At 61.9% G+C, this 25,836-nt stretch carries 25 protein-coding genes, 1 tRNA gene and 1 pseudogene; 16 read left to right on the top strand and 11 right to left on the bottom strand.

From position 1 onward, the window contains the following. Positions 1-202 precede the first annotated feature (202 nt). The gene (locus B9Z01_RS06480; protein WP_085481426.1) at positions 203-502 is read left to right on the top strand and encodes a DUF4148 domain-containing protein; all 300 of its coding nucleotides are present in this window, start codon (positions 203-205) and stop codon (positions 500-502) included. Positions 503-602: 100 nt separating this feature from the next. Here B9Z01_RS06480 and B9Z01_RS06475 read toward each other — a convergent pair whose 3' ends face one another. Both B9Z01_RS06475 and B9Z01_RS06470 read right to left on the bottom strand, forming a co-directional pair. Further along, positions 603-1,544, bottom strand: a complete 942-nt coding sequence (locus B9Z01_RS06475; RefSeq protein WP_275937487.1) for a D-alanyl-D-alanine carboxypeptidase family protein — start codon at positions 1,542-1,544, stop codon at positions 603-605. 62 nt (positions 1,545-1,606) lie between these two features. Further along, entirely contained in the window at positions 1,607-2,275 is a 669-nt protein-coding gene (locus tag B9Z01_RS06470; RefSeq protein ID WP_085481424.1) for a TetR/AcrR family transcriptional regulator, read from the bottom strand. A 97-nt stretch (positions 2,276-2,372) separates the two neighbouring features. Between B9Z01_RS06470 and B9Z01_RS06465 the strand changes: the two genes are divergently transcribed. Continuing rightward, complete coding sequence (locus tag B9Z01_RS06465; protein ID WP_085481423.1) at positions 2,373-3,239, top strand: SDR family NAD(P)-dependent oxidoreductase; 867 nt, start codon at positions 2,373-2,375, stop codon at positions 3,237-3,239. A gap of 37 nt (positions 3,240-3,276) precedes the next feature. Here the strand turns inward: B9Z01_RS06465 and B9Z01_RS06460 are convergent, their stop codons facing one another. Continuing rightward, a complete protein-coding gene (locus B9Z01_RS06460; protein WP_085481422.1) occupies positions 3,277-4,200 on the bottom strand; it encodes an AraC family transcriptional regulator in 924 nt (307 codons plus the stop codon). A gap of 139 nt (positions 4,201-4,339) precedes the next feature. Here B9Z01_RS06460 and B9Z01_RS06455 point away from each other — a divergent pair, with 139 nt between their 5' ends. Both B9Z01_RS06455 and B9Z01_RS06450 read left to right on the top strand, forming a co-directional pair. Further along, complete coding sequence (locus B9Z01_RS06455; RefSeq protein ID WP_085481421.1) at positions 4,340-5,425, top strand: zinc-binding dehydrogenase; 1,086 nt, start codon at positions 4,340-4,342, stop codon at positions 5,423-5,425. After that, complete coding sequence (locus B9Z01_RS06450; RefSeq protein ID WP_085481420.1) at positions 5,422-5,799, top strand: glyoxalase; 378 nt, start codon at positions 5,422-5,424, stop codon at positions 5,797-5,799. The genes B9Z01_RS06455 and B9Z01_RS06450 overlap by 4 nt, the downstream gene beginning before the upstream one ends. A gap of 191 nt (positions 5,800-5,990) precedes the next feature. On the opposite strand, the gene B9Z01_RS06445 is transcribed toward B9Z01_RS06450, so the two are convergent. The 3 genes from B9Z01_RS06445 to B9Z01_RS06435 all read right to left on the bottom strand — a co-directional run bounded on the left by B9Z01_RS06445 (position 5,991) and on the right by B9Z01_RS06435 (position 8,053). Next, positions 5,991-6,278, bottom strand: coding sequence for a hypothetical protein (locus B9Z01_RS06445; RefSeq protein WP_085481419.1), 288 nt, complete (start codon positions 6,276-6,278; stop codon positions 5,991-5,993). A gap of 116 nt (positions 6,279-6,394) precedes the next feature. Continuing rightward, positions 6,395-6,844: a MarR family winged helix-turn-helix transcriptional regulator gene (locus tag B9Z01_RS06440; protein ID WP_085481418.1), complete on the bottom strand. Its 450-nt coding sequence runs from the start codon at positions 6,842-6,844 to the stop codon at positions 6,395-6,397. Between the two features lie 63 nt (positions 6,845-6,907). Beyond that, positions 6,908-8,053, bottom strand: a complete 1,146-nt coding sequence (locus B9Z01_RS06435; protein ID WP_085482037.1) for a glycerate kinase — start codon at positions 8,051-8,053, stop codon at positions 6,908-6,910. Between the two features lie 539 nt (positions 8,054-8,592). Here B9Z01_RS06435 and tig point away from each other — a divergent pair. The 7 genes from tig to B9Z01_RS06400 all read left to right on the top strand — a co-directional run bounded on the left by tig (position 8,593) and on the right by B9Z01_RS06400 (position 16,115). Further along, on the top strand, positions 8,593-9,939 hold the full coding sequence (gene tig / locus B9Z01_RS06430; protein ID WP_085481417.1) for a trigger factor: 1,347 nt from the start codon (positions 8,593-8,595) through the stop codon (positions 9,937-9,939). Positions 9,940-10,135: 196 nt separating this feature from the next. Next, entirely contained in the window at positions 10,136-10,789 is a 654-nt protein-coding gene (gene clpP / locus B9Z01_RS06425) for an ATP-dependent Clp endopeptidase proteolytic subunit ClpP (RefSeq protein ID WP_006048927.1), read from the top strand. A gap of 197 nt (positions 10,790-10,986) precedes the next feature. Continuing rightward, a complete protein-coding gene (gene clpX, locus B9Z01_RS06420) occupies positions 10,987-12,258 on the top strand; it encodes an ATP-dependent Clp protease ATP-binding subunit ClpX (protein ID WP_085481416.1) in 1,272 nt (423 codons plus the stop codon). A gap of 200 nt (positions 12,259-12,458) precedes the next feature. Then, a complete protein-coding gene (gene lon, locus B9Z01_RS06415) occupies positions 12,459-14,876 on the top strand; it encodes an endopeptidase La (protein ID WP_085481415.1) in 2,418 nt (805 codons plus the stop codon). A gap of 371 nt (positions 14,877-15,247) precedes the next feature. Then, positions 15,248-15,520 (top strand): HU family DNA-binding protein, encoded by a 273-nt coding sequence (locus B9Z01_RS06410; RefSeq protein ID WP_008923411.1) that lies wholly within the window; start codon positions 15,248-15,250, stop codon positions 15,518-15,520. 89 nt (positions 15,521-15,609) lie between these two features. After that, positions 15,610-15,685 (top strand) — tRNA-Val (locus B9Z01_RS06405). Between the two features lie 124 nt (positions 15,686-15,809). After that, positions 15,810-16,115, top strand: a complete 306-nt coding sequence (locus B9Z01_RS06400) for a hypothetical protein (protein ID WP_143808844.1) — start codon at positions 15,810-15,812, stop codon at positions 16,113-16,115. Between the two features lie 547 nt (positions 16,116-16,662). Here B9Z01_RS06400 and B9Z01_RS06395 read toward each other — a convergent pair. The 5 genes and pseudogenes from B9Z01_RS06395 to B9Z01_RS06370 all read right to left on the bottom strand — a co-directional run bounded on the left by B9Z01_RS06395 (position 16,663) and on the right by B9Z01_RS06370 (position 19,402). Further along, positions 16,663-16,860, bottom strand: a complete 198-nt coding sequence (locus tag B9Z01_RS06395; protein ID WP_085481413.1) for a ribbon-helix-helix protein, CopG family — start codon at positions 16,858-16,860, stop codon at positions 16,663-16,665. A 341-nt stretch (positions 16,861-17,201) separates the two neighbouring features. After that, complete coding sequence (locus tag B9Z01_RS06385; RefSeq protein WP_143808843.1) at positions 17,202-17,969, bottom strand: fused MFS/spermidine synthase; 768 nt, start codon at positions 17,967-17,969, stop codon at positions 17,202-17,204. A gap of 66 nt (positions 17,970-18,035) precedes the next feature. Continuing rightward, a pseudogene (locus tag B9Z01_RS06380) lies at positions 18,036-18,173 on the bottom strand (HPr family phosphocarrier protein); the annotation flags it as partial. Positions 18,174-18,203: 30 nt separating this feature from the next. Beyond that, positions 18,204-18,650 (bottom strand): hypothetical protein, encoded by a 447-nt coding sequence (locus tag B9Z01_RS06375; RefSeq protein WP_085481410.1) that lies wholly within the window; start codon positions 18,648-18,650, stop codon positions 18,204-18,206. Further along, on the bottom strand, positions 18,647-19,402 hold the full coding sequence (locus B9Z01_RS06370; RefSeq protein ID WP_085481409.1) for a YoaK family protein: 756 nt from the start codon (positions 19,400-19,402) through the stop codon (positions 18,647-18,649). Before B9Z01_RS06370 ends, B9Z01_RS06375 begins: the two co-directional genes overlap by 4 nt. 510 nt (positions 19,403-19,912) lie before the next feature. Here B9Z01_RS06370 and B9Z01_RS06365 point away from each other — a divergent pair. From B9Z01_RS06365 to B9Z01_RS06345, 5 genes are read left to right on the top strand one after another with little or no spacing between them, the layout of a single operon-like run. Beyond that, complete coding sequence (locus B9Z01_RS06365; protein ID WP_244195938.1) at positions 19,913-20,746, top strand: fused MFS/spermidine synthase; 834 nt, start codon at positions 19,913-19,915, stop codon at positions 20,744-20,746. Positions 20,747-20,766: 20 nt separating this feature from the next. Next, positions 20,767-22,776 carry a hydrogenase 4 subunit B gene (gene hyfB, locus B9Z01_RS06360; RefSeq protein WP_085481408.1) on the top strand — a complete coding sequence of 670 codons (2,010 nt, stop codon included), beginning with the start codon at positions 20,767-20,769 and terminating at the stop codon, positions 22,774-22,776. Next, the gene (locus tag B9Z01_RS06355) at positions 22,773-23,723 is read left to right on the top strand and encodes a respiratory chain complex I subunit 1 family protein (protein WP_085481407.1); all 951 of its coding nucleotides are present in this window, start codon (positions 22,773-22,775) and stop codon (positions 23,721-23,723) included. Before hyfB ends, B9Z01_RS06355 begins: the two co-directional genes overlap by 4 nt. Continuing rightward, positions 23,724-24,383 carry a formate hydrogenlyase gene (locus tag B9Z01_RS06350; protein ID WP_085481406.1) on the top strand — a complete coding sequence of 220 codons (660 nt, stop codon included), beginning with the start codon at positions 23,724-23,726 and terminating at the stop codon, positions 24,381-24,383. Beyond that, the gene (locus tag B9Z01_RS06345) at positions 24,376-25,836 is read left to right on the top strand and encodes a hydrogenase 4 subunit F (protein ID WP_085481405.1); all 1,461 of its coding nucleotides are present in this window, start codon (positions 24,376-24,378) and stop codon (positions 25,834-25,836) included. Before B9Z01_RS06350 ends, B9Z01_RS06345 begins: the two co-directional genes overlap by 8 nt.

Below are 25,836 nucleotides of genomic sequence, written 5' to 3'. Positions count from 1 at the left end.
GACCCGTAGATTACGAAGCTGTTATCTGCGCGAGGAACGGCGTGCGCGAGGAACGGTGGATTTCAAAATTGTCATCTTGCGGTCAGGCTCGCGCCGGGGCCGCTGACCACAATGAACGTGTCGGCCGAGGCACCGTGCAAACGGTCCCGCCGGCCACGCATCGACGATGCGTGTTCATTGACACTTGATCAGGAGTTCCACCATGAAACGCAATCTGCTGGCAGCCGCCGCGCTGCTTACCCTCGCGATCGGCTTGCCGGCCGGCGCCTATGCACAGACGACTTCGTCCGATGGCGTGACGCGCGCTCAGGTACGCGCCGAGTTGATCCAGGCGCAGCGCGACGGCACCGTGCCCGCGCCGGACTGGGACTATCCGCCGAGCGCGCGGACGATCGCGCGCAATCGCGAGCTGTATGCGATCACCCACGGCGAGGAGCACGCCACCGCGAGCAACACGTCCGCGCCGGCGTCGATGCAGGCGTCGACCGCGAGCGCGCAGTGATGTGCGTATGACAGTGCGTATGGCAGTGCGTATGGCAATGCGTCTGACAGCGATGAGGATGCTGTGCCGGCTCGCGCGAGTTGCGCGGCCGGCGGCCGGATCAGTCGGCGTGCGCGAGATTCGCTTGCGACATGCGCGTGACCACATGAGATCCGGCGCCATCGATCACCGGATAGTCGTTGTATGCCGCGAATCCGTAGTTCAGGAGGCTGCCCGCTCCGGTAATGCGGTCGTTCGCCGTCGGCGCACCCAGCACGACGGCGAATACGCGTCTCGTCAGCGGGGGCGATGCCTGTTGGCGCTTCGCGGTCGCGACGATGCAGTACCCAGCTGCCTGCGTATGTCCCGTTTTCATTCCATCGACGGATGGATCTTTTCCAAGCAGCCAATTCTTGTTTCGCTTCTGGAAAGTGCCATAGGCGAAATGCTGTTCGGACGAAAAAGTGTAGTACTCCGGAAAATCCTTCGTGAGGCGCAAGGCCAGAACGGAAAGGTCGCGCGCGGTCGAGTAGTTCTCCGCGGTGGTGATGCCGGACGGCGTCGAGTAATGGGTATGATCCATTCCCAGGCGCCGCGCCGTGGCGTTCATCATCTGCTCGAAGCCCGCGGGCGAGCCGCCGACGCGCTTCGCGAGCACTAACGCGGCATCGTTCGCGGACGCGGCGATGAGACCCTGAACCAGTTCCCTCACCGGGACGCGTTGTCCCGGCACGAGGTACATCCTGGCTTCATCGTTGCCGACTTTGCCGATGTCGGCGGCGTCGACGGTTATCTGCTCATCCCAGCGCACGGTGCCGCGCTTGAGCGCATCGAATACGACGTAGGCGGTCATGAGCTTGGTGAGCGAAGCCGGTTGACGCTCGGCGTCCGCATTATGTTCGACGAGTGTCTGCGCGGATTCACCATCGACGACGATCCATGACACGGCCCGGATATTCGACGGTGGCTGAGCGGCGGCGCTTGCCGTTATTGCGGTAAGGCATGCGGCGACCGCGGTAACGAGCGGCTGCCGGAAAAGGGATGGACGTGATCGTGACTTCAAGTTGCAACCTATGTGAGAGCGGTATTTAGTACGACGCTTGCTGGATTACCGCGAAAGACAGTTCAATGCTCAGAACCATTCGCGACAGCGTAGCCGGTCAACAGGCTTTCCAGAATTCTGGTGAGCCGCGGAACAATGTCCGCGACCACATGACTGAGTCTCGGGTCGCTTTCGTATAGCGGCCGAACTTCGGGGGCCGGTGTCGCCATTTGCCATAGGGCGCCTGCCATGCTGGTGGCCGTTGCAATGGCATCGACCGCCTGACGTTGCGTGAGCGACGCGCGCTCCTGCAAGCGCGCGGCAATCGCATAGGTCGCATCGAGCGCGGCGAACTTGAATGTGCGCACTGCGTCGAGTGACACGTGACGCTCGAGGCTCAGTGCCGCATGCGCAACGAGATCGCAAAAAAAAGGTCTTGCACCGAGCGACCTGGCAAGCGCGGCCGCGACGGATGCCGGCGACAATCGGCTCGACCGTTCGAGGCGCCGGATCACGTCTTCAGCCCATTCCTGCCAGGCCGACGCGGTCAGGATGAGGAAGATCTGTTCCCGTGTCTCGAAGTAGCGCAGCAAGGCCGATTTGTGCATGCCGACGGCGTCGGCGATGTCGGTCAGCGACACGTTGCCGACCCCGCGCTCGGCGCCGAGTACGCGCGCGCTTTCCAGAATCTCGCTGACGCGCTGCTGCTTGGCCTCGTGGCTGCGGGCACGTTGGAAGGGAGAGGTCGTCATGCGGTCATTATAACAAAACGCGGTTGCGTTAACTGTGGGCTCATGCTCAAATGCCTCATCCGCATGAAGTTCATGCACCGATCAAAGAGGTTCGCCGATGAGCTCTCAAGTCTGGTTCATTACTGGTTCTTCCCGTGGCTTCGGGCACGCACTCGCAACGGCCGCGCTGGAAGCGGGAGATGCGGTGGCCGCCACGGCCCGTCGTCCCGAGCAGCTCGCCGGGTTGGTTCAACGGTACGGCGACAGAGTGTTGCCGGTCGCCCTCGACGTCACCGATCCCGCCGCGGCTGCCGCGGCCGTGCAGGCCGCGGCCGACCGCTTTGGGCGGCTCGACGTGGTGGTCAACAACGCAGGTTACGCCAACGTGTCGCCGATAGAAACGACGAGCGAAGAAGACTTCCGCACGCAGTTCGAGACGAACTTCTGGGGCGTCTACAACGTTTCAAAAGCCGTGCTGCCCGTTCTGCGCGCGCAGGGACACGGCATCGTGGTGCAATTCTCGTCGGTCGGCGGACGCGTGGGCGGCACGGCCGGACTCGGCTCGTACCAGGCCGCCAAATTCGCGGTGGATGGCTTCACGCGAGTGCTCCAGGCGGAAACGGCGCCGTTCGGCATCCAGTACGTGGTGGTCGAGCCGGGCGGCTTCGCCACCGATTGGGCCGGGTCGTCGATGAAGACCCCCGAGGTGCCGGCCGAATACGACCCGACCGTCGGCGAGCTGATCCGCATCCTCGGTAGCGGGCGTGCGTCGGCAGGGGACCCGAAGCGGGCCGGCGAAATCCTTGTGCGGGCCGTCAAGCACACGCCCTTGCCGACTCATCTGTTGCTTGGGGCGGGTGCTGCCGGAATGGCGCAGGAATATTCGCAACGGCAGATCGCCGAAGCGGCCGCGTGGGAACAGGTCAGCCGTTCGGCCGACTTCGGTCAGCCGTATCCGGTGGAGCTTCCTGCCGGCAAGGTGTGACGGCTGCAGTCGAGGCGCGCGCGAGGCGCATCCGCTTCTAGCGGCGCTGCTCCACGCGATAGCGCCCCGGGCTGATACCGGCCGTGCGCTTGAATGCGATGCTGAACGCCGTATCCGACAGATAGCCGATGCGTTCGGCAATCGAGACGAGAGGCTCATCGGAGTCTTTGAGCGCCGTCATGGCCATCGCCATGCGCCACTGGTGCAGGTATTCGAGCGGCGCGCTGCCGACCAGTCTGCGGAACCGCGACGCGAAGGCCGTGCGCGACATCCCGACATTCGACGCCAGCGATTCGATCGTCCAGCGTTGTCCGGGCGAGCCGTGCATCATCGACAGCGCCGCTCCGACCCTGGCGTCCGACAAGGCCTTGAGCCAGCCGTTCGCGGGCTCGCCGCTGCCGATATAGGCGCGCAGCGCCTGCACGAGAACCAGCGTCGCGAGACTGGTTTTCGCGATGTCCGCGCCAGGCGCCGGGTCGCCCGTTTCCAGCCTGAGCAGCGCGAGCACATGAGAAAGCGCATGGGCGGCGACATCGGCGGCGCGCAGATGAATGAGCGGGGGCAGGTGCCTGAGCAGCATGCCTGTCACGTCGTTCCCGAAGATGAAGCGTCCGCTCGCGAGACTGACGGGCGCGATGTTCCCGGGCCCACGAAATCTCACGACGCCGTCCGCGCTGCGAATCGAGCGGTAAGTCGCGGGACCGTCGAGCGTCGCGCACCCGGGCACGCTCGCCGAACAGAACGGTTGCCCGTTCGTCAGCAGATACACATCTCCTTCTTCGATCGGCCGGTCCTCGGCCTCGTCCGCCATCCGCAGATAGAGCCGGCCGCGCAGCACGGTGCCGAACTTCATATGCTGATAGGCGGGAAACCGGAAGGCCCAGGCGCCTTCGCCTTCGAATCGCGACGACAGCCCGCTGCGCACCTTCAGGAGCGACAAAACATCGGACAACGCGTCCATAAATGTACGATTGATAATAAATTAAGGCTCATTGATTATAGAAAGTTCACGGCATCTGGGGGAGGATTGCATCGACGCCGCTGCATTCGCGCACGCGGAATCGGCAAACTGCAGGTTTCCTTTGAATGAGGTACAGCGTATGAAAGCGTGGCAATTGAGCCGCCTGGGCGGTGATCTCCGGTTCGTCGACGTGCCGCTGCCCGAGCCGCGGCCCGGCAGTGTCGTCGTCAGGATGCAGATGTCGGCCGTGATGTCCTATATGCGCCGGTATGTGGCCGGCGAACTGCCGGTGTACCACGCGCCCGGGCGGCCGTTCATTCCCGGCGGCAACGGCGTCGGGATCGTGCACGCGGTTGGACAGGACGTGTGGCATCTGAAGCCGGGGCAGCGCGTCGTGATCTCGTCGCACTTCGTGGCCCACGAGAACGTCAGGGACGCAGCGCAGATATTGATCGGCATTACGGCGGCGGGGGCCGAGGGTTACGCGATGCAATCGGACTGGCCGGATGGCACGCTCGCCGAATACGCGTTGCTGCCGGCGTCGGTGCTGACCGCGGCCGACGCGCTCGCCGGTCTCGACGCGCAACGGCTCGCCCTGTCGACGCGATTCGTCGTGCCGCTCGGCGGGCTGTTGCGCGGGCGGCTCGCGGCCGGCGAAACCGTCGTCGTGTCCGGTGCGACAGGCGCTTACGGTGGCGCGGCGGCGTTGCTGGCCGTGGCGATGGGGGCAGGCCGCGTCGTGGCGATCGGGCGCGATGCGCAGGCGCTCAGGCGCGTTGCCGAACGGGGCGCGGGCCGGATCGTGCCGGTTGCCGTGTGCGGCGACGTCGCGCAAGACGTGGAGGCGATTCGCGATGCAGCGGGAGGGCACGTCGATCTCGCGTTCGACATGGTCGGCAACGCACGCGATCCGAACATGACGCTCTCGGCGCTGCGCAGCCTGGGACGCAACGGCCGGCTCGTGCTGATGGGAAGCATGGCGGTCGATTTTCCGGTCCCGTACACCGAGGTCATGCTCAACGGCTGGGAAATCATCGGCCAGTTCATGTATCCGCGTGACGCGTACCGGCGGTTGTTTTCGTTGGCGGCAAGCGGCGTACTGGATTTCGGCGTGCTCAGTCCGGTGGTCTTCGGCATCGCGCAACTCGAAACGGCCATCGATCGTGCCACCGATGCGGCGGGTCTCGAGTGCATTCTGATCGATCACGAGGAGCGCGCTGCATGAAAATCCTGAGGACGCTGTATCGCCGGTATGTTGCCCCAGCACAACTGGATTCGACCATCGCGTTCTACGAGGCATTGCAACGACTGCGATGCGAACGGCGGCTGAGCTTTCCGGAAATGGGCATCGAGGTCGCCGTGATCGGCGCGTTCATCGTGCTGGCTGGCACGGATGAGGCACTCGCGCCGGTACGGCATATCGAAGCGGCGCTGATCGTGGATTCCCTCGACGATTTCGCCGGGCCGCTGCGTTCGCTCGGCGCGAGCGTGCCGAGCGAATTTCACCAAACGCCGGTGGGGCGCAACATGACGGTGCAGCATCCCGATGGTTTCGTCGCCGAATACTTCGAGGCCGCGCGCGAGGAGAGCGTGGGATAGGGCAATTCCGCAAACGCCAAGCCAGTCGACGTAGCGTCTTTGATCATCGGCTGGCGCGGCGCACGGGGACAATCGAGACGTCGATCGGCGCGACACGGGCTCGATCATGCAGTTTTGAAGGCCGAGTCACTGGGCGCACTCGGCCGGCTAAACCTCGGCTACGCGGTCCGTAACTGGCGCAGAGACGCAACTCAGGCGTCAGGTGTTCCCGGCTGCTCCTGCGAGCCCGGCAATTCCGCTTGCGCGGCGCCTTCGAGAAAACGGCGCGTGGATTCGAAAGCCTGCAGCATCTGATCCGGCCACGGCGTTTGCAGCATGACCGCCTGATGGTTTTCGAATGCCGACGACAGCAGTTTCGCCAGCTCGGGCGAACGAAGATGACGCAGCACGACGCTGAGCGCGATCGCCGTCGCCTGGCTTGCGCCGGCGGTCTGGAGTTCCGAAGCGGTGAGTGCCGCGACCTGTTTGTTGATGTCCACTGAAACTTCCCTGAATGAAAAGACGAATGAAGGCGCGTTGGCCGAGGCTCGATTCTGACATGCGTGGCAGGTCGTCGTGCAGCGGCGTGCCTCGCACTCGCGAGCATGCCGCGCAATTACTCCCGCTCGCTCATTGCGCCGATGACCTTGTCGAGCGCAGTGCCGAACACAGCCTTCTCCCGTTCGTCGAGACAGTCGAACATATCGCCGTTCCACTTGCGTGCGATCGGCATCACCTTCCGGTACAGCGTGCGGCCTTCGGGCGTGAGCGAAACCAGCACGACGCGGCCGTCTTCGGCGCTCGGCTGACGCTGCACGAGCCCTTGCCTGATGAGCGCAACGGCCGCGCGGCTCGCCTGGCTTTTGTCGAGATTGGCGTGCCTCGCCAGCTCCATGATTGAGAACGGCCCGAACGAGCCCACTGATGCAATCACGCGCGCCTCGGGCAGCGTTACGCCGAGCTTCGCCTGATAGCGCTCGCTGATGCCGCGCTCGGCCAGTTTGTTCAGTACATGCAGACGGTAGGTGAGGAACTGCTCGAGCCCGGCTTTAACGGAGTCCTTCATGGTGGTCCCGTAATGTGTGGAGCGGTCGTGGCGTTGTGATTGTTGCCGCAACCGTTCCGCCGGTCAACGCACGCCGTATTTCAGTCGCGTCAGTTGTTCTGCTTCGTTGGCGAGCAGGCGCGCGGCATCGCGAATCGCGACGTCGAGCGTGATCGGGCCGGGTGCCGGCGAGAAGCAGCCGCTGAAGTATTCCGCAAGACGCGGCAGCGCGGCCGGGTCGACCGCGCCTGATAGCAGCGTGGCGGGCACGCCTGCGGCACGCGCATGAGCGCAGGCGATGAACGGCGCCTTGCCGTGCAGCGTTTGCACGTCCGAGCGGCCTTCGCCGGTGATCAGCCAGTCGGCGCCCGCGAGCGCGGCATCGAGGCCGATCTGCCGCGCGACCGTTTCCGCGCCCGGCTCGAACTGCGCGCCGAGCATGTGCAGCGCGAAGCCGAGACCGCCCGCCGCACCCGCGCCCGGCTGGTCGCGCGCGGTGCGGCCAAGCGCGGCTTCGAGCAGATCGGCGAAGCGCGCGAGCGCCGCGTCGATCGGCGCGACCTGTTCGGGCTTCACGCCTTTTTGCGGACCGAAGATCGCGGTCGCGCCGTGATCGCCGGTCAATGGATTGTCCACGTCCGACATGCCGACGAACTGTGTTTCGGCGAGCCGCGCGTCGAGTTGCGAGACGTCGAGCCGCGCAACGCGGGCAAGCTGTTCGGGCGTGCCTTCGAGTTCATGATCCTGGGCATCGAACAGCTTCAGACCGAGGCCCGCCAGCAGGCCGGCGCCGCCGTCGTTCGTGCTGCTGCCGCCGAGCGCGACGAAAAAGCGCCGCACGCCGGCGTCGAGCAATGCGCGAATCGCCTCGCCCATGCCGCGGGTGCTGCGTGCCTCGACCGGCACGCCCATTCCCACCGGGTCCGTAATGCCGACGATTTCGGCTGTTTCGATGATCGCGCTGCCGTCCGCGAGCAGGCCGGTGAGCGCTTCACGTGCGGGACCGGCGGCGCCGCGCACGTTCAGCTTGCGGCGTTCGCCGCCGCTCGTGAGCATCGCGTCGAGCGTGCCTTCGCCGCCGTCGGCCATCGGGCAGATGCGCACGCTGGCGTCGGGCCGGGCGCGCTGGATGCCGGACGCAATCGCCTGCGCGACCTGTTCCGCGCTGAGCGAGCCTTTGAATGAATCGGGAGCGATGACGACGATAGGCGAGGGCGACGAATTCGGCATGGTGTCTCTGAGAAATTTGAGTCGTTGTGAGCGATTGCGCGGCGTATGAAGCGAATCGGCGAGGGACAGGCCCAACCGAGGTCGTTAGCTTATCAGCATGGGCGCGCCGGCTGAATATGTCGAACGGCATAGGCGGAATCGGAGGCGAAGACGCGGCGGTGGCGCGCCGCTGGGCGTGTCGCGTGTCGCGGCGACGCGTGGGCGCGGGTGGGAAGCGCTGCTTCGATCAGCTCGCGCAGGCACCCAAAAAACGGCTCGATGCATGCGAAAAACACCCCGAAATGACCCACAAAGCGGCAGGAATAGCGGGAAAAACCGATGCAATCATCGAATCCCGGCTAAGCGCGCAAATAGTTTGCTAAAATATTCGGCTCTTTGGACTCAACCGTGCTGCCAGCGGCCTGCGAGCCCGCGGCGCAGGCGCTTATCCCGACGCGAGCGCGCGATGCAATCGGCGCAATCGGTGCGAAGCGACATCGAAGAGCGGCACGGAAAAGATATAACTGATTCGCTCGAATAATTTTAGGACGATTGAAGCCATGGCTAACGTTGTTGAAAACCTCGGCAAGCTCGAACGCCGCGTAACGATTTCCCTGCCGAAGGATGCCGTGCAGAAGGAAGTGGACTCGCGTATCCGCCAACTCGCGAAGAACGTGCGCATGCCGGGTTTCCGCCCGGGCAAGGTGCCGCTCAAAATGGTGACGCAACAGTATTCGGGCCAGGTGGAAGCCGAAGTGCTGAGCGACAAGGTCGGCAAGGAATTCTTCGACATCAGCCGGGCCGAGAACCTGCGCGTCGCGGGGCAGCCGAGCTTCGCGCCGAAGACCGACGCCGCCGAAGGCGACTACGCGTTCGATGCGACCTTCGAGGTGTATCCGGAAGTGAAGCTGGGCGACGTCGCCACGGCTGAAATCGAGCGCACCACGACCACCATCAGCGAAGAAGAAATCGACCGCACGCTGGACATCCTGCGCAAGCAGCGCGTGCACTTCCACGCTCGCGGCGAAGCCGGCGAACACGGCGACGGCGGTGCGGACACGGCGGCGAAAGACGGCGACCGCGTGACGGTCGACTTCGTCGGCAAGCTCGACGGTGAAGTATTCCAGGGCGGCAGCGCCGAAGACTTCGCGTTCGTGCTCGGCGAAGGCCGCATGCTGCCGGAATTCGAAAAGGCGGCGCTCGGCCTGAAGGTCGACGAGGCCAAGGAATTCGACCTGAAGTTCCCGGACGACTACCACGGCAAGGACGTGGCAGGCAAGACCGCGCAATTCACGATCACGATGAAGAAGATCGAATGGCCGCATCTGCCGGAAGTCGACGGCGAATTCGCGAAGTCGCTCGGCATCGAAGACGGCGATCTGACCAAGATGCGCGGCGAGATCAAGGACAACCTCGAGCGTGAAGCGAAGCGCCGCACGCAGGCCATCGTCAAGAACCAGGTGATGGACGCGCTCCTGAAGATTTCGGAACTCGACGTGCCGAACGCGCTGATCGAACAGGATCAGGAGCGTCTCGTCGTGATGGCTCGCCAGGACCTCGAGCAGCGCGGTGTGCCGAACGCGAAGGACGCGCCGATTCCGGCCGCGATGTTCAAGGAGCAGGCTGAACGCCGCGTCAAGCTGGGCCTCGTGCTGGCCGAGTTGGTCAAGGCTAACGAACTGCAGGCGAAACCGGAGCAGATCCGCGCCGAAGTCGACGAATTCGCAAAAAGCTACGAAGACCCGAAGGAAGTCGTCCGCTGGTATTATTCCAACCAGCAACGTCTTGCTGAAATGGAAGCGTACGTCGTTGAAGCCAACGTCGTCGATTTCGTCCTGAGCAAGGCCAAGGTGACGGATAAGTTGGTGAGCTTCGAAGAACTGGCAAGCGCAACGGCGCAAGCGTAAGCGTCGCTGCAACGGCGTGCCGGCTGTCGGAGCGACGATGGCCCGCACGCCGTTTTTTTTGTGCTGTGAAGATGCGTTGCGTGCTGCATGCGGTTGCGCGGTGCGCATGCACTGATCGCGCACTTGAATAACGGGGTCGTTGCACCTACCTGTCTAGCACCTATATTCGGAATATCTCCAGACAAGGATCCATTGCATGACCTTTCGCGCCCAAATGCTGGACACGTTGACCTCCCAGTCGTCCCGGGATCTCGAAGCGCAGGCACTCGGTCTGGTGCCGATCGTCGTGGAAACGAGCGGCCGGGGCGAGCGCTCGTATGACATTTATTCGCGTCTGCTGAAGGAACGCATCGTGTTCCTCGTAGGCGAAGTGAACGACCAGACGGCCAATCTCGTCGTCGCGCAGATGCTGTTTCTCGAAAGCGAGAATCCCGACAAGGACATCTATTTCTACATCAACAGCCCGGGCGGTTCGGTGTCGGCGGGCATGGCGATCTACGATACGATGCAGTTCATCAAGCCGGACGTCTCCACGCTATGCATGGGCCTCGCGGCGAGCATGGGCGCGTTCCTGCTGGCGGCCGGCGCGAAGGGCAAGCGCTTCGCGCTGCCGAACTCGCGCGTGATGATTCACCAGCCGCTCGGCGGCGCGCGTGGCCAGGCGTCCGACATCGAAATCCAGGCGCGCGAAATTCTGTATTTGAAAGAGCGGCTGAATCATCTGCTCGCGCACCATACCGGTCAGCCGGTCGAGCGCATCGCGCGCGACACGGATCGCGACAATTTCATGTCCGGCGATGACGCGCAAGCCTACGGTCTCGTCGACCAGGTGGCGCATAAGCGTCCTTGATCGGGTACGGTTTTGCCCCGCTGTTTTGCTCGGAATTGGGGCGGAACCGTCATCGAGTCAATTGTGAAATGATCAACATCTGTCCGGGCGTCTGCGGCAAACGCCGTCATTTTGCTCACTAGTCCTGTCGTGCCCAAACTGCGAGGCGGGGGCAAACGGCGTATCATGTAATCCGGTGTCCGGAGGCTCACACATCTATGGCGGACAAGAAAGGTTCTAACAGCGAAAAGCTGTTGTATTGCTCGTTTTGCGGCAAGAGTCAGCATGAGGTCAAAAAACTGATTGCTGGCCCGTCGGTGTTCATCTGCGATGAATGTATCGACCTGTGCAACGAAATCATTCGCGACGAAGCGGCGGGCGCGGGCATCGAGGCGGGTTTGTCCAAGTCCGATCTGCCGACTCCGCAGGAAATCCGCGAAATCCTCGATCAATACGTGATCGGCCAGGAGCGCGCGAAGAAGATTCTCGCCGTTGCGGTCTACAACCACTACAAGCGTCTCAAGCATCTCGACAAGAAGGACGAGATCGAGCTGTCCAAGAGCAACATCCTGCTGATCGGGCCGACCGGCTCCGGCAAGACGCTGCTCGCGCAGACGCTTGCGCGCCTTCTGAACGTGCCGTTCGTGATTGCGGACGCAACCACGCTGACGGAAGCCGGCTATGTCGGCGAAGACGTCGAGAACATCATTCAGAAGCTGCTGCAAAACTGTAATTACGAAGTGGACAAGGCCCAGCGCGGTATTGTCTACATCGACGAAATCGACAAGATCAGCCGCAAGTCCGACAACCCGTCTATCACGCGCGACGTGTCGGGCGAGGGCGTGCAGCAGGCTTTGCTGAAGCTCGTCGAAGGCACGATGGCGTCGGTGCCGCCGCAAGGTGGCCGTAAGCATCCGAACCAGGACTTCATCCAGGTCGACACGACGAACATTCTGTTCATCTGCGGTGGCGCGTTCGACGGCCTCGAAAAGGTCATCGTCGATCGTACCGAGAAGACCGGCATCGGCTTCGGCGCCAGCGTGAAGAGCAAGCAGGACCGCGACGCCGGGGAAGTGCTGCGTGAAGTGGAGCCGGAAGACCTGATCAAATTCGGTTTGATTCCGGAACTGATCGGCCGTCTGCCGGTGGTCGCCACGCTTGGCAAGCTCGATGAAGCCGCGCTGATGAAAATCCTCGTCGAACCGAAGAATGCGCTGGTCAAGCAGTACCACAAGCTGTTCAACATGGAGCGCGTCGAACTCGAAATTCGTCCGGCCGCTTTGCAGGCCGTGGCGCGCAAGGCGATCCGCCGCAAGACCGGCGCGCGGGGCCTGCGCTCCATCCTGGAACAGGCGTTGCTCGACGTGATGTACGACCTGCCGCAGATGAAGGGGGTCAGCAAGGTCATCATCGACGACAACGTCATCGACGGCGACGGCAAACCGCTGCTGATCTACGAAGACGCGCCGAAGGTCGCGGGTTCGAACTGATCGGCTTCGGATTCTGCAAAAAGGCCGTTCATGGCGACGTGAACGGCTTTTTCGTTTATCGTGTGGTCAGGTTGGTTGTTTTCACTATGGAGTCACTGAACCTTTCGGAGTCACTGAACTTTTCCCACACGCGAAGGCTTGCAATATTTTCTGCCGGCCTCACCTATCGAACGAACTGATTCCACTCATGGGGAAATGAAATGTCAGGAACCCAACTCCTCCCGCCGGAACGCATTACGCTGCCGCTGCTCCCGCTGCGCGACGTAGTCGTTTTCCCGCACATGGTGATTCCGCTCTTCGTAGGCCGCCCGAAGTCGATCAAGGCTCTCGAAGCAGCGATGGAAGGCGGCAAGCACATCATGCTCGTCGCCCAGAAAACGGCTGCGAAAGACGAGCCGACCGAAAAGGACATGTACGAAGTAGGGTGTATTGCCAACATCCTGCAGATGCTGAAGCTGCCTGACGGCACGGTGAAGGTGCTCGTCGAAGGCTTGCAGCGCGCGAAGACGCTTTCCATCGAAGAACAGGAAACGCAGTTCTCGTGCGAAGTCATACCGCTCGAACCCGACCACGCCGACAGCGCTGAAACCGAAGCGCTGCGCCGCGCGATCGTGTCGCAGTTCGACCAGTATGTGAAGCTGAACAAGAAGATCCCGCCGGAGATCCTGACCTCGCTGTCGGGTATCGACGAAGCCGGGCGTCTGGCCGACACGATCGCGGCGCATCTGCCGCTCAAGCTCGACCAGAAGCAGCACATCCTCGAAATGTTCCCGGTGATCGAGCGGCTCGAGCATCTGCTCGCGCAACTCGAAGCCGAGATCGACATCCTGCAGGTCGAAAAGCGTATCCGTGGGCGCGTCAAGCGTCAGATGGAGAAGAGCCAGCGCGAGTACTACCTGAACGAACAGGTCAAGGCGATCCAGAAGGAACTCGGCGAAGGCGAAGAGGGTGCGGACCTCGAAGAACTCGAGAAGCGCATCACGGCTGCGCGCATGCCGAAGGAAGCGAAGAAGAAGGCCGACTCCGAGCTGAAGAAGCTCAAGCTGATGTCGCCGATGTCGGCGGAAGCGACGGTCGTGCGCAACTATATCGATACGCTGATCGGCTTGCCGTGGCGCAAGAAGAGCAAGGTCAACAACGACCTCTCGAATGCGGAGCGCGTGCTCGATGAAGACCACTTCGGTCTCGAGAAGGTGAAGGAACGCATTCTCGAGTATCTCGCGGTCCAGCAACGTGTCGATAAGGTGAAAGCGCCGATCCTGTGCCTCGTTGGGCCTCCGGGTGTCGGTAAGACGTCGCTCGGCCAGTCGATCGCGCGCGCGACGAACCGCAAGTTCGTGCGCATGGCGTTGGGCGGCGTGCGCGACGAAGCCGAGATTCGCGGCCACCGTCGTACGTACATCGGTTCGATGCCGGGCAAGATCCTGCAGAGCCTGACCAAGGTCGGCGTGCGCAATCCGCTCTTCCTGCTCGACGAAGTCGACAAGATGGGCCAGGATTTCCGCGGCGATCCGTCGTCGGCGCTGCTCGAAGTGCTCGACCCGGAACAGAACCATACGTTTGCCGATCACTACGTCGAAGTCGACTTCGATCTGTCGGACGTGATGTTCGTCGCGACGTCGAACTCGCTGAACATTCCGCCGCCGCTGCTCGACCGGATGGAAGTGATCCGTCTGTCGGGCTACACGGAAGACGAAAAGGTCAGCATTGCGCAGCGTTATCTGTTGCCGAAGCAGAAGAAGAACAACGGCCTCAAGGATGGCGAGGTCGATGTGACGGAAACCGCGATCCGCGACATCATTCGTTACTACACGCGCGAAGCGGGCGTGCGTTCGCTCGAGCGTGAAATTTCGAAGATCTGCCGCAAGGTCGTGAAGATGCTTCTGCTGAAGAAGGCGGAGGGCGCGGTGAAGGTCGACGGCAGCAACCTCGACACGTTCCTCGGCGTGCGCAAGTACGACTTCGGTCTGGCCGCCAAGGAAAATCAGGTTGGTCAGGTCACGGGTCTGGCATGGACGGAAGTGGGCGGCGATCTGCTGACCATCGAAGCCGCTGTGATGCCGGGTAAGGGCAATGTGATCCGCACCGGTTCGCTCGGCGACGTGATGAAGGAATCCGTCGAAGCAGCGCGCTCGGTCGTGCGTTCGCGTTCGCGCCGTCTGGGTATCAAGGACGAAGCGTTCGAGAAGCAGGACATCCACATCCACGTGCCGGAAGGCGCGACGCCGAAGGACGGTCCTTCGGCTGGTATCGCGATGACGACCGCGCTCGTGTCGGTATTGACCGGTATTCCGGTGCGTGCCGATGTCGCGATGACGGGCGAAATCACGCTGCGTGGCGAAGTCCTGCCGATTGGCGGCCTGAAGGAGAAACTGCTCGCAGCGCATCGCGGCGGCATCAAGCTCGTGTTGATTCCGGAAGAGAACGTCAAGGACTTGACCGAGATTCCGGACAACGTGAAGAACGCGATCGAGATCGTGCCGGTTCGCTGGATCGACAAGGTGCTCGAACTGGCGCTCGAACGTGTACCGCAGCCATTGCTGGAAGAAGAGCCGAAGCCGGCCGCCCCTGTTGCTGGAGAGGGCAAGGACGCCGCGACGGAGGTCGTCAAGCACTGAAGCGTACGCAAGCGCGCTAAGGTACGCTAAAGTATCCTGTTGCGAGGCTGCTTGCTGAAGCAAAGAACCCGCGGTTACGGCCGCGGGTTTTTTATTGTCCACGTCGACCTCGCAATGGATCACGAAAGCCTCGCGTTTCCACATCATGGGCGCTGTGAAAACGCGCACGTTGACTCGTCGCAGATGAGCCGACCCGTCGCAATATCTGGTGATAAAAGAGCCCTTCCAAAACCGCGCCGATCAGGCTCAACCCGGCTTGACACCTGGGTTTCGGCCACTTCTAATGGGTCGGCCCGGCGTCGCCGCCGGCCGCGTGAAACCAGGTGCCGGAAAGCACCGTCACGATTCCATAAACATTCTCGGGGGTTGGAATGAACAAGACGGAATTGATCGATCACATTGCACAGCAAGCCGACATTTCGAAGGCCGCGGCCGGCCGTGCACTCGATGCAGTCATTGCGGGTGTCAAGAGTACGTTGAAGAAGGGTGGTTCGGTGACGTTGGTCGGTTTTGGCACGTTCGCGGTCGGCAAGCGCACTGCACGCACAGGACGTAATCCGCGCACCGGCGCTGCGATCAAAATCAAGGCGGCGAAGGTTCCTAAATTTAGGCCTGGCAAAGCACTGAAGGATGCGCTAAACTAATGGGCTTGCTGCCTGAGGAATTGCTTGAAGCGACTTGCTCGGTTCAAGCCGTATGAATCGGCGGCAACGGAAGCACTGAATCGCGAAACGGGTGCTTAGCTCAGTTGGTAGAGCGGCGCCCTTACAAGGCGTAGGTCGGGAGTTCGAGCCTCTCAGCACCCACCAGTTTCGTGATTCGCTGTTGTCCAAGGTAGTCTGAACAAGTTGTGTGCAGTCTCTGAAACCCGCGTGGCTATTGGCTATGCGGGTTTTTTGTTGCCTGCGGACAGGTACGCTGATTCGGGAGCGCTTGGGCTACGACAAGGAAATCGTTGAACGGCATCTTGCACACGGCAGCGACGAGGAACTTGGAGACGCATACGGCCGGGCTCAATTCCTCGATCAGCGACGACGGATGAGCCAGGCCTGGGCCGACTATCTGGAGCGGCTGGTAAGCGACGAAAACGAAGACGATCTCGCGCGGTTGAATATGCCGGCCGAGGAAACGCGCCTAAGCAAAGCCACTCAAATTCCAGATGTCGTTCAGGCGAGACTCCAACTTCCTGTGGCCGAAAACGTGTTTTCCCGCCTCGCGGCCCCTGACCTTCCACGCTGAACGCCAGTAAACAGGATCCGCTCACGGTCCGAAGACAACGCATACGATCCCCAAAGGGGGGGGTAGCGAACCAGTATGGTTCAATTGAACGCTTGAGTCTCCGTCAATTAATTAGGATTTCTGAGTGAATATGTGCTCAATTTATTACCTGATCAACGAGATGCAACAGCTAGGTAAATGGCGGATTCAACCGATCGTGGTAACCACCGCTCGCGCCAGTCGACGCGATGATCGTGGCGCCGTAGCCAGATCCTTATGCTTTCGACGAGATGGTCGATCTGCAATCATGTGCCCCTGGAGCGAAAGGCAAAGATTTCAGATAACGCGAGAAAACAGAGCAGTTCTGCTTTCACCTCCAGGCGGTGCATTTCCAACCCATAATATTGCGCGACACTGGCGACCGTGCGTCGTCGCGCACATCAGAAGACTCGTGATTTATGGGTATGCTGTAAAGGAAGCAGCCCGAAAGAGTACCCGGCAGCATGCCAGCGCGAACGGGCGGCGGCCTCTTCGCCGGATCACGTCATGGGCTTGAGCCGGATGTACCTCAGGCCGTTTTTCGACGCGGGCGGGCGCCAACGGCGCTCTTTGTCTTGTAGGTGACGCCGTGCTGCTCAAGGTATTCGCGAATCAGTTGACGCACCACCTGTGAGGGCGTCAGGTCCTGTGCTGCGCACAGTTTTTCGAACGCTTCCTTCTTCACAGGATCGATCAGAATCGTGAATCGAGCGCTTTTCGTTTCCATGATGAGAAGCAACACCCAAGTATGTTAATCCAATTATAATACAAGACGTGATCCGGGTCATCATCTTGACGCCACGAGCGCACCACGCGCCGTCGATCCATGAATCGCTCGCCTATACGCCGCCGGTTACGCAGTTCCTGCGCGACCGACCAGCTTAGCCTGGTCGCATCGCGACCGTATCGTTGCTGGGCCGGGCGCTCAAGCGCCCAGACGGCCGTATGGGTCAAGGTGCTGCGTTCGTTGTCGCTTCCTGCCGTCATCTTCTTTCCTAGGGAACGCGCCTGCTCAAAAAAGCGCGGATTGGACTGGTGCCGTCGTTGACGCGTCGCAAATGAATGCGCTCAACTCGCCTGTCCGTATCGATCCCAGTTAAACCTCTTGCCGTACTCGATGCGCGCGGCCGTCGCATGGAGATTCACCGCATGCGTGGGTTCGAGCGCGCGCGCCCGGTCGAGCATCGTTGCGAGGGACGGAAACTCATCGGCTCCTTTCCACGCAAAAACAGTGACGTTGTGTTCGCTGCCTTCGGACGGCGCCAGCGTCACCGCGTCCGCGAAGACTTCCCTGAGCGAGCGAAGGTAGTGATGGAAGTCCGGTTCGTCCGTCACCAGATTGGCCACCATTACCCCGTTGTCACTCAACCGGCGACGGCAGGCCTCGTAGAACGTCCTGCTACCGAGCTCGGCGGGCAACCCGTCGGCGTTGAAACCGTCGATCAGCAGCACGTCGGGCCGGTAATCCGGAACCGTGACGTACTGCGCTCCGTCGGCACAGATCACCTTGAAGCGTTCGCTATCACGCGGCACATGGAACCGGTCGCGCAGCGCGATCACCTGGGGGTTGATTTCGACGACGGCAATCTCGGTGTCGGGCAAGTGGCGATAGCAGTATTTCGCCAGCGAACCGCCACCCAGACCGATCATCGAAATGCGGCGCGGAAATGGCTGGAACAGCAGGAAACCCATCATGGTGCGCGTATAACCCAGCGCAAGGGCGTACGGATAGTGCCGCAACATAGTGCTCTGCACGCCGCGCGCATCAAAGTACAGTGAAACCACCTGGTCATTCTCTATGACCAGGGGCTTGCTCGCCTTTCTCTCTCTTTTCATGTGTATGGTCGAAAACCGATGCGGCGGCAATCGGCGGGTGTGTGCGCTGTCTTTTGCATTGGCCGGTTAGCACGATTCCTGCCAACGCAGGATGGCCGAAAGCGCCTCAAGCGCTACGATTTCGTCAGGTCCCGTCGCCAGGATACGCACATGCGCGCCGGGTCCGGCCCGAAGTGACATGATTGACATGACGTCCCTGGCGTTGACGGACCGGCCGTTCTCACGTCGTCGCGCTCAGTGCATGAAACCTGCTGCGACCTCGACAAAGAAGGCGCGCAGCAGTGAATCCCACGTTTCATCCCGTAGTGCAATTTCGGCCGTGTCGAGCCGCCTCATCTCCCGGTCCAGATACACCGCGCGAAGCGATCTGGGGCGCGGTGGGCCGACAAAGAACTGACCGTCATGGTCCAGAAACAGACACGGCCTTTGCCTGTAACGGGCGCCGAACAAGGAGGTCGCATCCTGAACGTGTCGGGCGGATTCCTTCTGATAGACGAAGATCACGTTAATCCCGCATTCTTCCAGGCGATCGCAGATATCAGAAAACCGGTACAGCATCTGGAATCCGCGTTCGCCCGCCTTGCCCACGCCGATGACGATCAGTCCGCGGCGGCCCATCACGTCTCGCAGATACAGGTACGTGTAGTCATGGGACAGTAGTGGAATACTCGTATCGATCACGTCAACCTCCCTGCCGTGCGCAGGTCGTCAACGAGGGGCACGATGGCCAGCACAATCAGCACGCCCGCAAGCGGTACCGTCGAGGCGTAGCCGATGTGTTTGAATCCCATCGCCCCTGTGATGCCACCGACAAAGAACATCGTCAGCATCGTCATGTGTACTTTCAGCTTTGCCCGGTTCGCGAGGACAAACGGCTTAGTGGGTTCGACCTTCGATGAATTCCAGTAGAGGAGCTTGCCGATCTCGATGCCGATATCCGTCACGGTGCCCGTCATATGGGTGGTACGGATTTCCGCACCCGAAAGCTTCGTGATCATTGCGTTCTGCAGACCCATGATGAAGCACAGGAGCACGACCGTCGCCGGCACGAACAGGGTTTCCCACAGGGCGAGATGGCTGCCGAGCAACCCGAAACAAAGCAGCAGGACAGCCTCGACCAGCAACGGCGACGCGTACTGACTGTTCAGCCGCCGGCGCCGCCCCCAGTTGATGAGCACGGCGGAACAGGCGGCGCCCAGCAGGAATGAGATCAGCGATCCGGCACCCGCCAGAACCAGCGAGAGGTCGCCCAGGGCGGTCTGGTCGGCAATCGCAGAGACCACGCCGCTCATATGGGACGTGTACTGCTTCACTGCCAGGAAGCCGCCGGCGTTGGTCCCACCAGCCACGAACGCAAGCGAGAAGCCAAGCTGCCTGTTGGCTCTGGTGCTGCGATCCTTTCCCGTCAAGGTCCGGAAATAGTGTGCTGGCATCAGGTATCGACTCGTGTGTTCGCGTATCCGGACCGCGCCTCGGCGCAGGCGGGGACCGGTGCAGCAGGCTGTTTTCTCAAATTCCACGCGCGGGGTGAAACCCGTATCTCCGGCGCGTCCTGAACGAACGCGGCATGTCCTCCGCTCACGTCGACGGATCATCACGTGTGGAACCAGAACAATAAAGCTGCTAGGATGATAACGCAATTATCATTAACTGCTAACCTGATGCTCCTGATGGAGAACCTCTCCGGAAGGTGGGCGGCATGCAGGGATGCCGCGGTTGCATACGTCGCAGCAACGATGCAGCGGCGACGCGGTTCACGAAAACGCGGCGCGTATGCTCACTCACGCCGTGCCGCGCTTCGAAACGTGTCTGGCGGCAGGCGCTATCCCGGCGCCTGTCCCTCACGGATGGATGCGTTGAGCTTACCGCGGCCCAGTCGTCATCTCTCAGTCACTGCACGACTGCTAATCATGGCAACTGGACCGCGCGGTTTCAGGAGGACAATGAATTTGCCGGCCGATCACAATCCGTTCAGGCAAGCCCTGACGAGGCGACGGGGAAAGACTTCCGGGGAACCCGTGATACGCGAGGGGCCGCGCACGCGGTCGCTGCGTTTCGACGCGTTCGGCATACAAAGCTCGATGCGCCAGAGTGATCCGCTTGCGCTCGATCTGCCGTACACGCGAGCCATGATGTCATTCCAGCTTTTTCACTCCAGTCCCGAAGACATCCTGATCGTGGGACTGGGCGGAGGATCGCTGTCGAAATACTGCTTCCAGAAGTTTCCGTCTGCACGGGTGACCAACGTGGAAATCGACGAGAGAGTGATCGCGTTGCGCGAGCAGTTTTTCATTCCACCTGAATCAGACCGATTCCGGATCGTGCACGCCGACGCTGCGGAATATCTCTCGGGCAAGGTTGGCTTCACGGATGTGATCCTGCTCGATGGATTCGACGCGTCCGGGCTGCCCGCCAGCCTGTCGAGCCAGTCTTTTTACGACTGCTGTCATGCTGCGCTGCGCGACGAAGGTGTGCTGGTGGCCAACCTGCTGAACAGCGACCCGCGGCTCGCCATCTACCTCGACCGGTTACGCCGCGCGTGCAACGGAAAACTGTTCCGCACCATAGCGCGGCGCGAAGGCAACACGATCGCGATCGGGGTCAAACAGAGAACCGTGCCTGGGTGGCTTGACCTCTATGCCCGCGCTGAGGCCATCACGAAATCGACGGGGCTTGATCTGTACCGGTATGTCAAAAAAATGGAACGTCATCACCGGGCAGAGGCCGTTGCGGGATGCCCTTCGTCCAACACGCCGACCGTCGAACAGGACGTCTGACGGCACTGGAGACAACGCCGATGGAACATCTGCTGGTCGTCCATTACGTGGTGCTGGTGGTCGCGGGCTGGCTCGTCGTTGCGGTTCTGGGACTCGCGAACCTGCGCCGCACACGCGTTGTGGCGCACGTGCTGTTTCCTGTCGGCGCGGTGTTCGGCCTGCTTCTGTGCGGACTGGGCCTGACCGGCGTTTTCTCAAATCCCCAGCAAGCCATCGTGCCGCTCGGGTTGCCGGACCTGCCGTTCCATTTTCGGCTCGACGGCCTGTCGGCGTATTTCCTCACAGTACTCGGCGTGGTGAGCACGGGCGTGAGTGCATTCTCCGCCGGCTATTTCCGCAAGGGCGAGGGTACACCGCCTGGATTACTCTGCTTCGAATATCACGTGTGCCTCGCGAGCATGGCAGTACTGCTGCTGGCAGACGATGCGTATTGCTTCATGGTTGCGTGGGAGACGATGACGGTATCGGCCACTTTCCTCGTGATGACCAATCACCGCTTCGCCGACATCCGCCGGGCGGCCTGGCTCTACTTCCTGATCTCCCACGTCGGTGCACTCGCGCTCCTGCTGTGCTTCGGCCTGTTGCAGGCGAATACCGGCGACTACACGTTCGCCAATATGCGCGAGCAGCATCTGGACGTATTCTGGGCGTCCGTCGCGTTTCTGCTGGCGCTGTTCGGCTTCGGCACGAAAGCAGGGATCTTTCCGCTGCATGTCTGGCTTCCCGAGGCCCATCCGGCAGCGCCGTCACCGGTGTCGGCCCTCATGAGCGGCTTCGTCCTGAAAGCCGGCCTTTATGGCGTGTTGCGCACAGTGTTCGACCTGCTGCACGTGCAGATCGCATGGTGGGGCGTGCTCATGCTGATGCTCGGACTCTTCACCGCCCTGTTCGGAGTGGTGTTCAGCGCCATCCAGACGGACATGAAGCGGCTGCTTGCGTACTCGTCGATCGACAACATCGGCCTGATGTTCGTCAGCATGGGGCTCGCGATCCTGTTTCGCGCATACGGGATGAACGCGCTGGCCGCCTTGTCGATGACGGCTCTGTTCTACCAGATCGCCAGCCACGCGGCCTTCAAGAGCCTGCTGTTTCTCGGCACCGGTTCCGTGCTCCACGCGACAGGCGAGCGCAATCTCGGGCGCCTGGGCGGCCTGATCCGTTTCATGCCGTGGACGGCGTGGGCCGCTCTCGTGGGCGCGTTTGCCAGTGCGGGCCTGCCGCCATTGAGCGGCTTCGTCTCCGAATGGCTGCTGCTGCAGAGCTTTCTGTTCACCCCCGGCCTGCCTGACCCGTTCCTGAATATGGTGGTCCCGCTCGTGGCCGCGCTGATTGCCCTCGTGGCCGCGCTCGCGGGCTACACGATGGTCAAGTTCTTCGGCATCATCTTTCTCGGTCAACCTCGCGAAGCGAAGTTACGCGAGGCACGGGATGCGAGTCCGTGGGAGCGCGTCGGCTTCGCGTGGCTCGCAGCGATATGCGTGCTGCTCGGGTTGTTGCCGGTGCAGTTCGTGGTCGTTCTGGATCGCATCACGCAGATGCTGGTTGGCGTGGGCATCGGACCCACTGTCGCGCGCAACGGCTGGCTGCTGCTCGCACCCACCAGTGTAGGCCGTGCCAGCTACATGCCGCTGATTTTCCTGCTGTTCTTCGTTGCCTGCTGCGGGCTCGCGTGGATGCTGGTGCGCCGTCTTTACCATGGACGCCTGCGGCGTGCGGCACCCTGGGCCTGTGGCTTTCCGTTCGTGAACGCGCGCATGCAGGACACCGCAGAAGGGTTCGGGCAGCCGATCCGCGAAATCTTCGCACCGCTGTTCAGGATCGAACGGCGGCTTCCTTCGCCATTCGACAGTCACCCCGTGTATAGCGTCACCGTGACAGATCGTGCGTGGGCCCTGATTTATGAGCCGATCGCGCAACTGGTCAAGCGCGTCGCGGCTCTGGCCGGCCTGCTCCAGACAGGCCGCATCGCGGTCTATCTGATGCACAGCTTTCTCGTGCTGATCGTGCTGCTGCTGCTGGTGAGACGATGATTACGCTCTCCGGATTGCTCTCCCAGGGGCTGGAGATCCTGCTTGCTCTGGCGGCGGCCCCACTGCTGACGGGCTGGGTCAACATGTGCCGCGCCAGGTTGCAGAACCGCCGGGCGCCGAGTATCTGGCAGCCCTACCGGATGCTGCACAAGCTGTTCAACAAGGAGTCGGTCGTCGCCGATCACGCCAGTCCGATATTCCGCGGCGCGCCGTATGTCGTCTGGGCATGCATGACGCTTGCTTGTGCGATCGTACCCACGCTTTCAACCGACCTTCCCCTGTCGCCGGCAGCGGACGCGATCGCCCTGGTGGGTCTTTTCGCGCTGGCTCGCGTGGCCATCTCGCTGGCCGCGATGGACGTCGGCACCGCGTTCGGCACGCTCGGCGCGCGCCGCGAGATGCTGGTGGGCTTCCTCGCGGAGCCTGCCTTGCTGATGGTGCTGTTTTCGGCGGCGCTGATCACGCAGTCGACCTTGCTGACCACGATCGTCGCCACGCTCAGCCATCGCGAACTGGCGATCTATCCGAGCCTCGCGTTCGCGGGGATCGCGTTCACGATGGTGTCGCTCGCCGAAAACGCGCGCCTGCCGGTCGACAACCCGACCACGCACCTCGAACTGACCATGATCCACGAGGCGCTGATCCTCGAGTATTCCGGCCGGCATCTCGCGCTGATGGAATGGGCCGCGAGTCTCAAACTGTTCGCGTACTCCTGCATCGGGCTCGCCTTGTTCATCCCGTGGGGCATCGCGGAGGCCGGCAATCCGACAGCGCTGCTGCTCGCGATACCCGCGCTGTTCATCAAGTTATTGATAGGTGGCGCGGCGCTGGCGGTAGTCGAGACAACCAACGCGAAGATGCGCATTTTCCGCGTGCCGGAGTTTCTCGCGACAGCGTTCCTGCTGGCCGTCATCGGGATGCTCGTTCACTTTCTGCTGGGGGCGTGAATGCACGGGTTCGCCACGCAGATCATCAACTTCCTGGCCGCCATCCTGCTGCTGCTGTCGTTTGCGATGCTCAGCCAGCGCCGGATCCTGTCGCTGATTCATCTGTACACGCTGCAGGGCGTGGCACTCGTGTCAGCCAATGTCATCCTGGGATATGTCACTGCCGACGTACACCTTTATATCTCCGCCGCACTGACCCTGGTGCTCAAGGTCGGCCTGATTCCCTGGATACTTTACAGGCTCGTGCAACGGCTCGACGTCAAGACGGATGTGGAGTCCCTCCTCAACATTCCCGCCACCCTGCTGATCGGCATCGTGCTTGTGATCGTGGCGTTCAATGTCGCGTCGCCGATCAGCCAGCTCGCCTCGTCGGTCGCCCGCGGCACGCTCGGCATCGCGCTCGCCTGCGTGCTGCTGTCGTTCATGATGATGATTACACGCGCAAAGGCGATACCGCAGGTGATCGGCTTCCTGTCGATGGAAAACGGCCTGTTTTTTGCTGCGGCCGCGGCCACGAACGGCATGCCGATGATCGTTGAACTCGGCATTGGACTCGATGTGCTGGTGGGCATCCTGATCCTCGGCGTGTTCATGTTCCAGATCCGCGAGCAGTTCGACAGTCTGGACATTCATCACCTTGAAAAACTCAAAGATGACTGAAGCCTGGGTACTGCTGCTGGTTTTCGGAGTTCCGCTTTTCGCAGGCATGTGTCTGGCGCTGGTGGGACAGCACCATGTCGCGGCCGAGCTAAACGTCGGCTTCAGCTTCCTCACATTCGCGGCCGCCGCGCTGCTCGCCGTGCAAACCGTGGCGCACGGGCCGGCGTTCGCGCTGGGCAAGCTGTTCTTCGTCGATCCGCTCAACGTGTTTCTGGTCGCGCTGACAGCCTTCGTCGGCTGGACCACGTCGATCTTTTCAAGACCGTACATGCGCATCGAGCGTGACCGCGGCAAGATGACCGGCCCGCGTATGCGCCTCTACCACAGCATGTACCAGTTGTTCATCTTCGCGATGCTGCTCGCGCTGCTCACCAACAACATGGGCATCCTCTGGGTCGCCATGGAAGCGGCCACGCTCGCCACGGTGCTGCTGGTCAGCGTCTATCGCACGGCGGCAAGTCTCGAAGCCGCATGGAAGTATTTCATCCTGTGCGGCGTCGGCATCGCGCAGGCGCTGTTCGGCACGATCCTTCTCTATCTCGCCGCGAGCCGGCAGCTCGGCGGCGGCGATGCGCTGCTCTGGACCAGTCTGAACGCGGTCAAGGGGAGTCTCGACCCGACCATCATTTCGCTAGCGTTCGTGTTTCTGCTGATCGGCTATGGCACCAAGGTCGGCCTCGTGCCCATGCACAACTGGCTGCCCGACGCACATGCCGAAGGTCCTACACCGATTTCGGCCGTGCTGTCCGGTCTGCTGCTCAACGTCGCGCTCTATGCGGTGCTGCGTTGCAAGGTGCTAGCCGACGGTGCACTCCAGAACGGCCTGCCAGGACACTTGCTGGTCGGCTTCGGATTGGTCTCGGTGCTGATCGCCACTTTTTCGCTGTTCCGGCAGAAAGACGTCAAGCGGCTCTTTTCGTATTCGTCGATCGAACACATGGGCCTGATGACGTTCGCCTTCGGGCTTGGCGGCCCCATCGCGACCTTTGCGGGCCTGCTCCACATGACGGTGCATTCGCTGGTGAAGTCGGCCATCTTCTTCACCGTCGGGCATGCGGCCCAGAAGGCCGGCACCCAGGCGATCGACGACATCCGCGGGTTGTTACGCGTGAGCCCAACCGTTGGGTGGGGCATGATGCTCGGCGCGCTCGCGATTCTCGGCATGCCGCCGTTCGGCGTCTTCGCAAGCGAGTTCCTGATCCTGACGACCGCAATGAGCAAACTCCCGTGGGCCACGCCCTTCCTGTTGCTCGCGCTTGCCGTGGCGTTCGCTGCCATCTTCGTGCGCGTGCAGGGTATGGTGTTCGGGGACACGACGGCCAAGGTTCTTGAACACCCACCGGCGTTGTTGCCGGTGTTTGTCCATCTTGGAATCGGGTTGATGCTGGGACTCTACATTCCGCCCTATCTTGCGACGTGGTATCGGCAGGCGGCGGCCATGATCGCGGGGTGA

The sequence above is a fragment of the Paraburkholderia susongensis genome (assembly GCF_900177725.1).
GTDB classification, from domain to species: domain Bacteria; phylum Pseudomonadota; class Gammaproteobacteria; order Burkholderiales; family Burkholderiaceae; genus Paraburkholderia; species Paraburkholderia susongensis.
The sequence above is the reverse complement of the archived record's forward strand: the minus strand, read 5'-3'. Positions and strand labels throughout refer to the sequence as shown.

Excerpts from the sequence above, each read along its gene's own strand:
- B9Z01_RS06465 (WP_085481423.1), top strand. The coding sequence starts at position 2,373 with ATGAGCTCTCAAGTCTGGTTCATTACTGGTTCTTCCCGTGGCTTCGGG.
- B9Z01_RS06395 (WP_085481413.1), bottom strand. The coding sequence starts at position 16,860 with ATGGAAACGAAAAGCGCTCGATTCACGATTCTGATCGATCCTGTGAAG.
- tig (WP_085481417.1), top strand. The coding sequence starts at position 8,593 with ATGGCTAACGTTGTTGAAAACCTCGGCAAGCTCGAACGCCGCGTAACG.
- clpX (WP_085481416.1), top strand. The coding sequence starts at position 10,987 with ATGGCGGACAAGAAAGGTTCTAACAGCGAAAAGCTGTTGTATTGCTCG.
- B9Z01_RS06470 (WP_085481424.1), bottom strand. The coding sequence starts at position 2,275 with ATGACGACCTCTCCCTTCCAACGTGCCCGCAGCCACGAGGCCAAGCAG.
- B9Z01_RS06435 (WP_085482037.1), bottom strand. The coding sequence starts at position 8,053 with ATGCCGAATTCGTCGCCCTCGCCTATCGTCGTCATCGCTCCCGATTCA.
- B9Z01_RS06460 (WP_085481422.1), bottom strand. The coding sequence starts at position 4,200 with ATGGACGCGTTGTCCGATGTTTTGTCGCTCCTGAAGGTGCGCAGCGGG.
- B9Z01_RS06370 (WP_085481409.1), bottom strand. The coding sequence starts at position 19,402 with ATGCCAGCACACTATTTCCGGACCTTGACGGGAAAGGATCGCAGCACC.
- B9Z01_RS06455 (WP_085481421.1), top strand. The coding sequence starts at position 4,340 with ATGAAAGCGTGGCAATTGAGCCGCCTGGGCGGTGATCTCCGGTTCGTC.
- B9Z01_RS06480 (WP_085481426.1), top strand. The coding sequence starts at position 203 with ATGAAACGCAATCTGCTGGCAGCCGCCGCGCTGCTTACCCTCGCGATC.
- B9Z01_RS06410 (WP_008923411.1), top strand. The coding sequence starts at position 15,248 with ATGAACAAGACGGAATTGATCGATCACATTGCACAGCAAGCCGACATT.
- B9Z01_RS06355 (WP_085481407.1), top strand. The coding sequence starts at position 22,773 with ATGATTACGCTCTCCGGATTGCTCTCCCAGGGGCTGGAGATCCTGCTT.
- B9Z01_RS06345 (WP_085481405.1), top strand. The coding sequence starts at position 24,376 with ATGACTGAAGCCTGGGTACTGCTGCTGGTTTTCGGAGTTCCGCTTTTC.
- B9Z01_RS06365 (WP_244195938.1), top strand. The coding sequence starts at position 19,913 with ATGAATTTGCCGGCCGATCACAATCCGTTCAGGCAAGCCCTGACGAGG.
- B9Z01_RS06385 (WP_143808843.1), bottom strand. The coding sequence starts at position 17,969 with ATGAAAAGAGAGAGAAAGGCGAGCAAGCCCCTGGTCATAGAGAATGAC.
- B9Z01_RS06450 (WP_085481420.1), top strand. The coding sequence starts at position 5,422 with ATGAAAATCCTGAGGACGCTGTATCGCCGGTATGTTGCCCCAGCACAA.
- hyfB (WP_085481408.1), top strand. The coding sequence starts at position 20,767 with ATGGAACATCTGCTGGTCGTCCATTACGTGGTGCTGGTGGTCGCGGGC.
- lon (WP_085481415.1), top strand. The coding sequence starts at position 12,459 with ATGTCAGGAACCCAACTCCTCCCGCCGGAACGCATTACGCTGCCGCTG.
- B9Z01_RS06350 (WP_085481406.1), top strand. The coding sequence starts at position 23,724 with ATGCACGGGTTCGCCACGCAGATCATCAACTTCCTGGCCGCCATCCTG.
- clpP (WP_006048927.1), top strand. The coding sequence starts at position 10,136 with ATGACCTTTCGCGCCCAAATGCTGGACACGTTGACCTCCCAGTCGTCC.
- B9Z01_RS06440 (WP_085481418.1), bottom strand. The coding sequence starts at position 6,844 with ATGAAGGACTCCGTTAAAGCCGGGCTCGAGCAGTTCCTCACCTACCGT.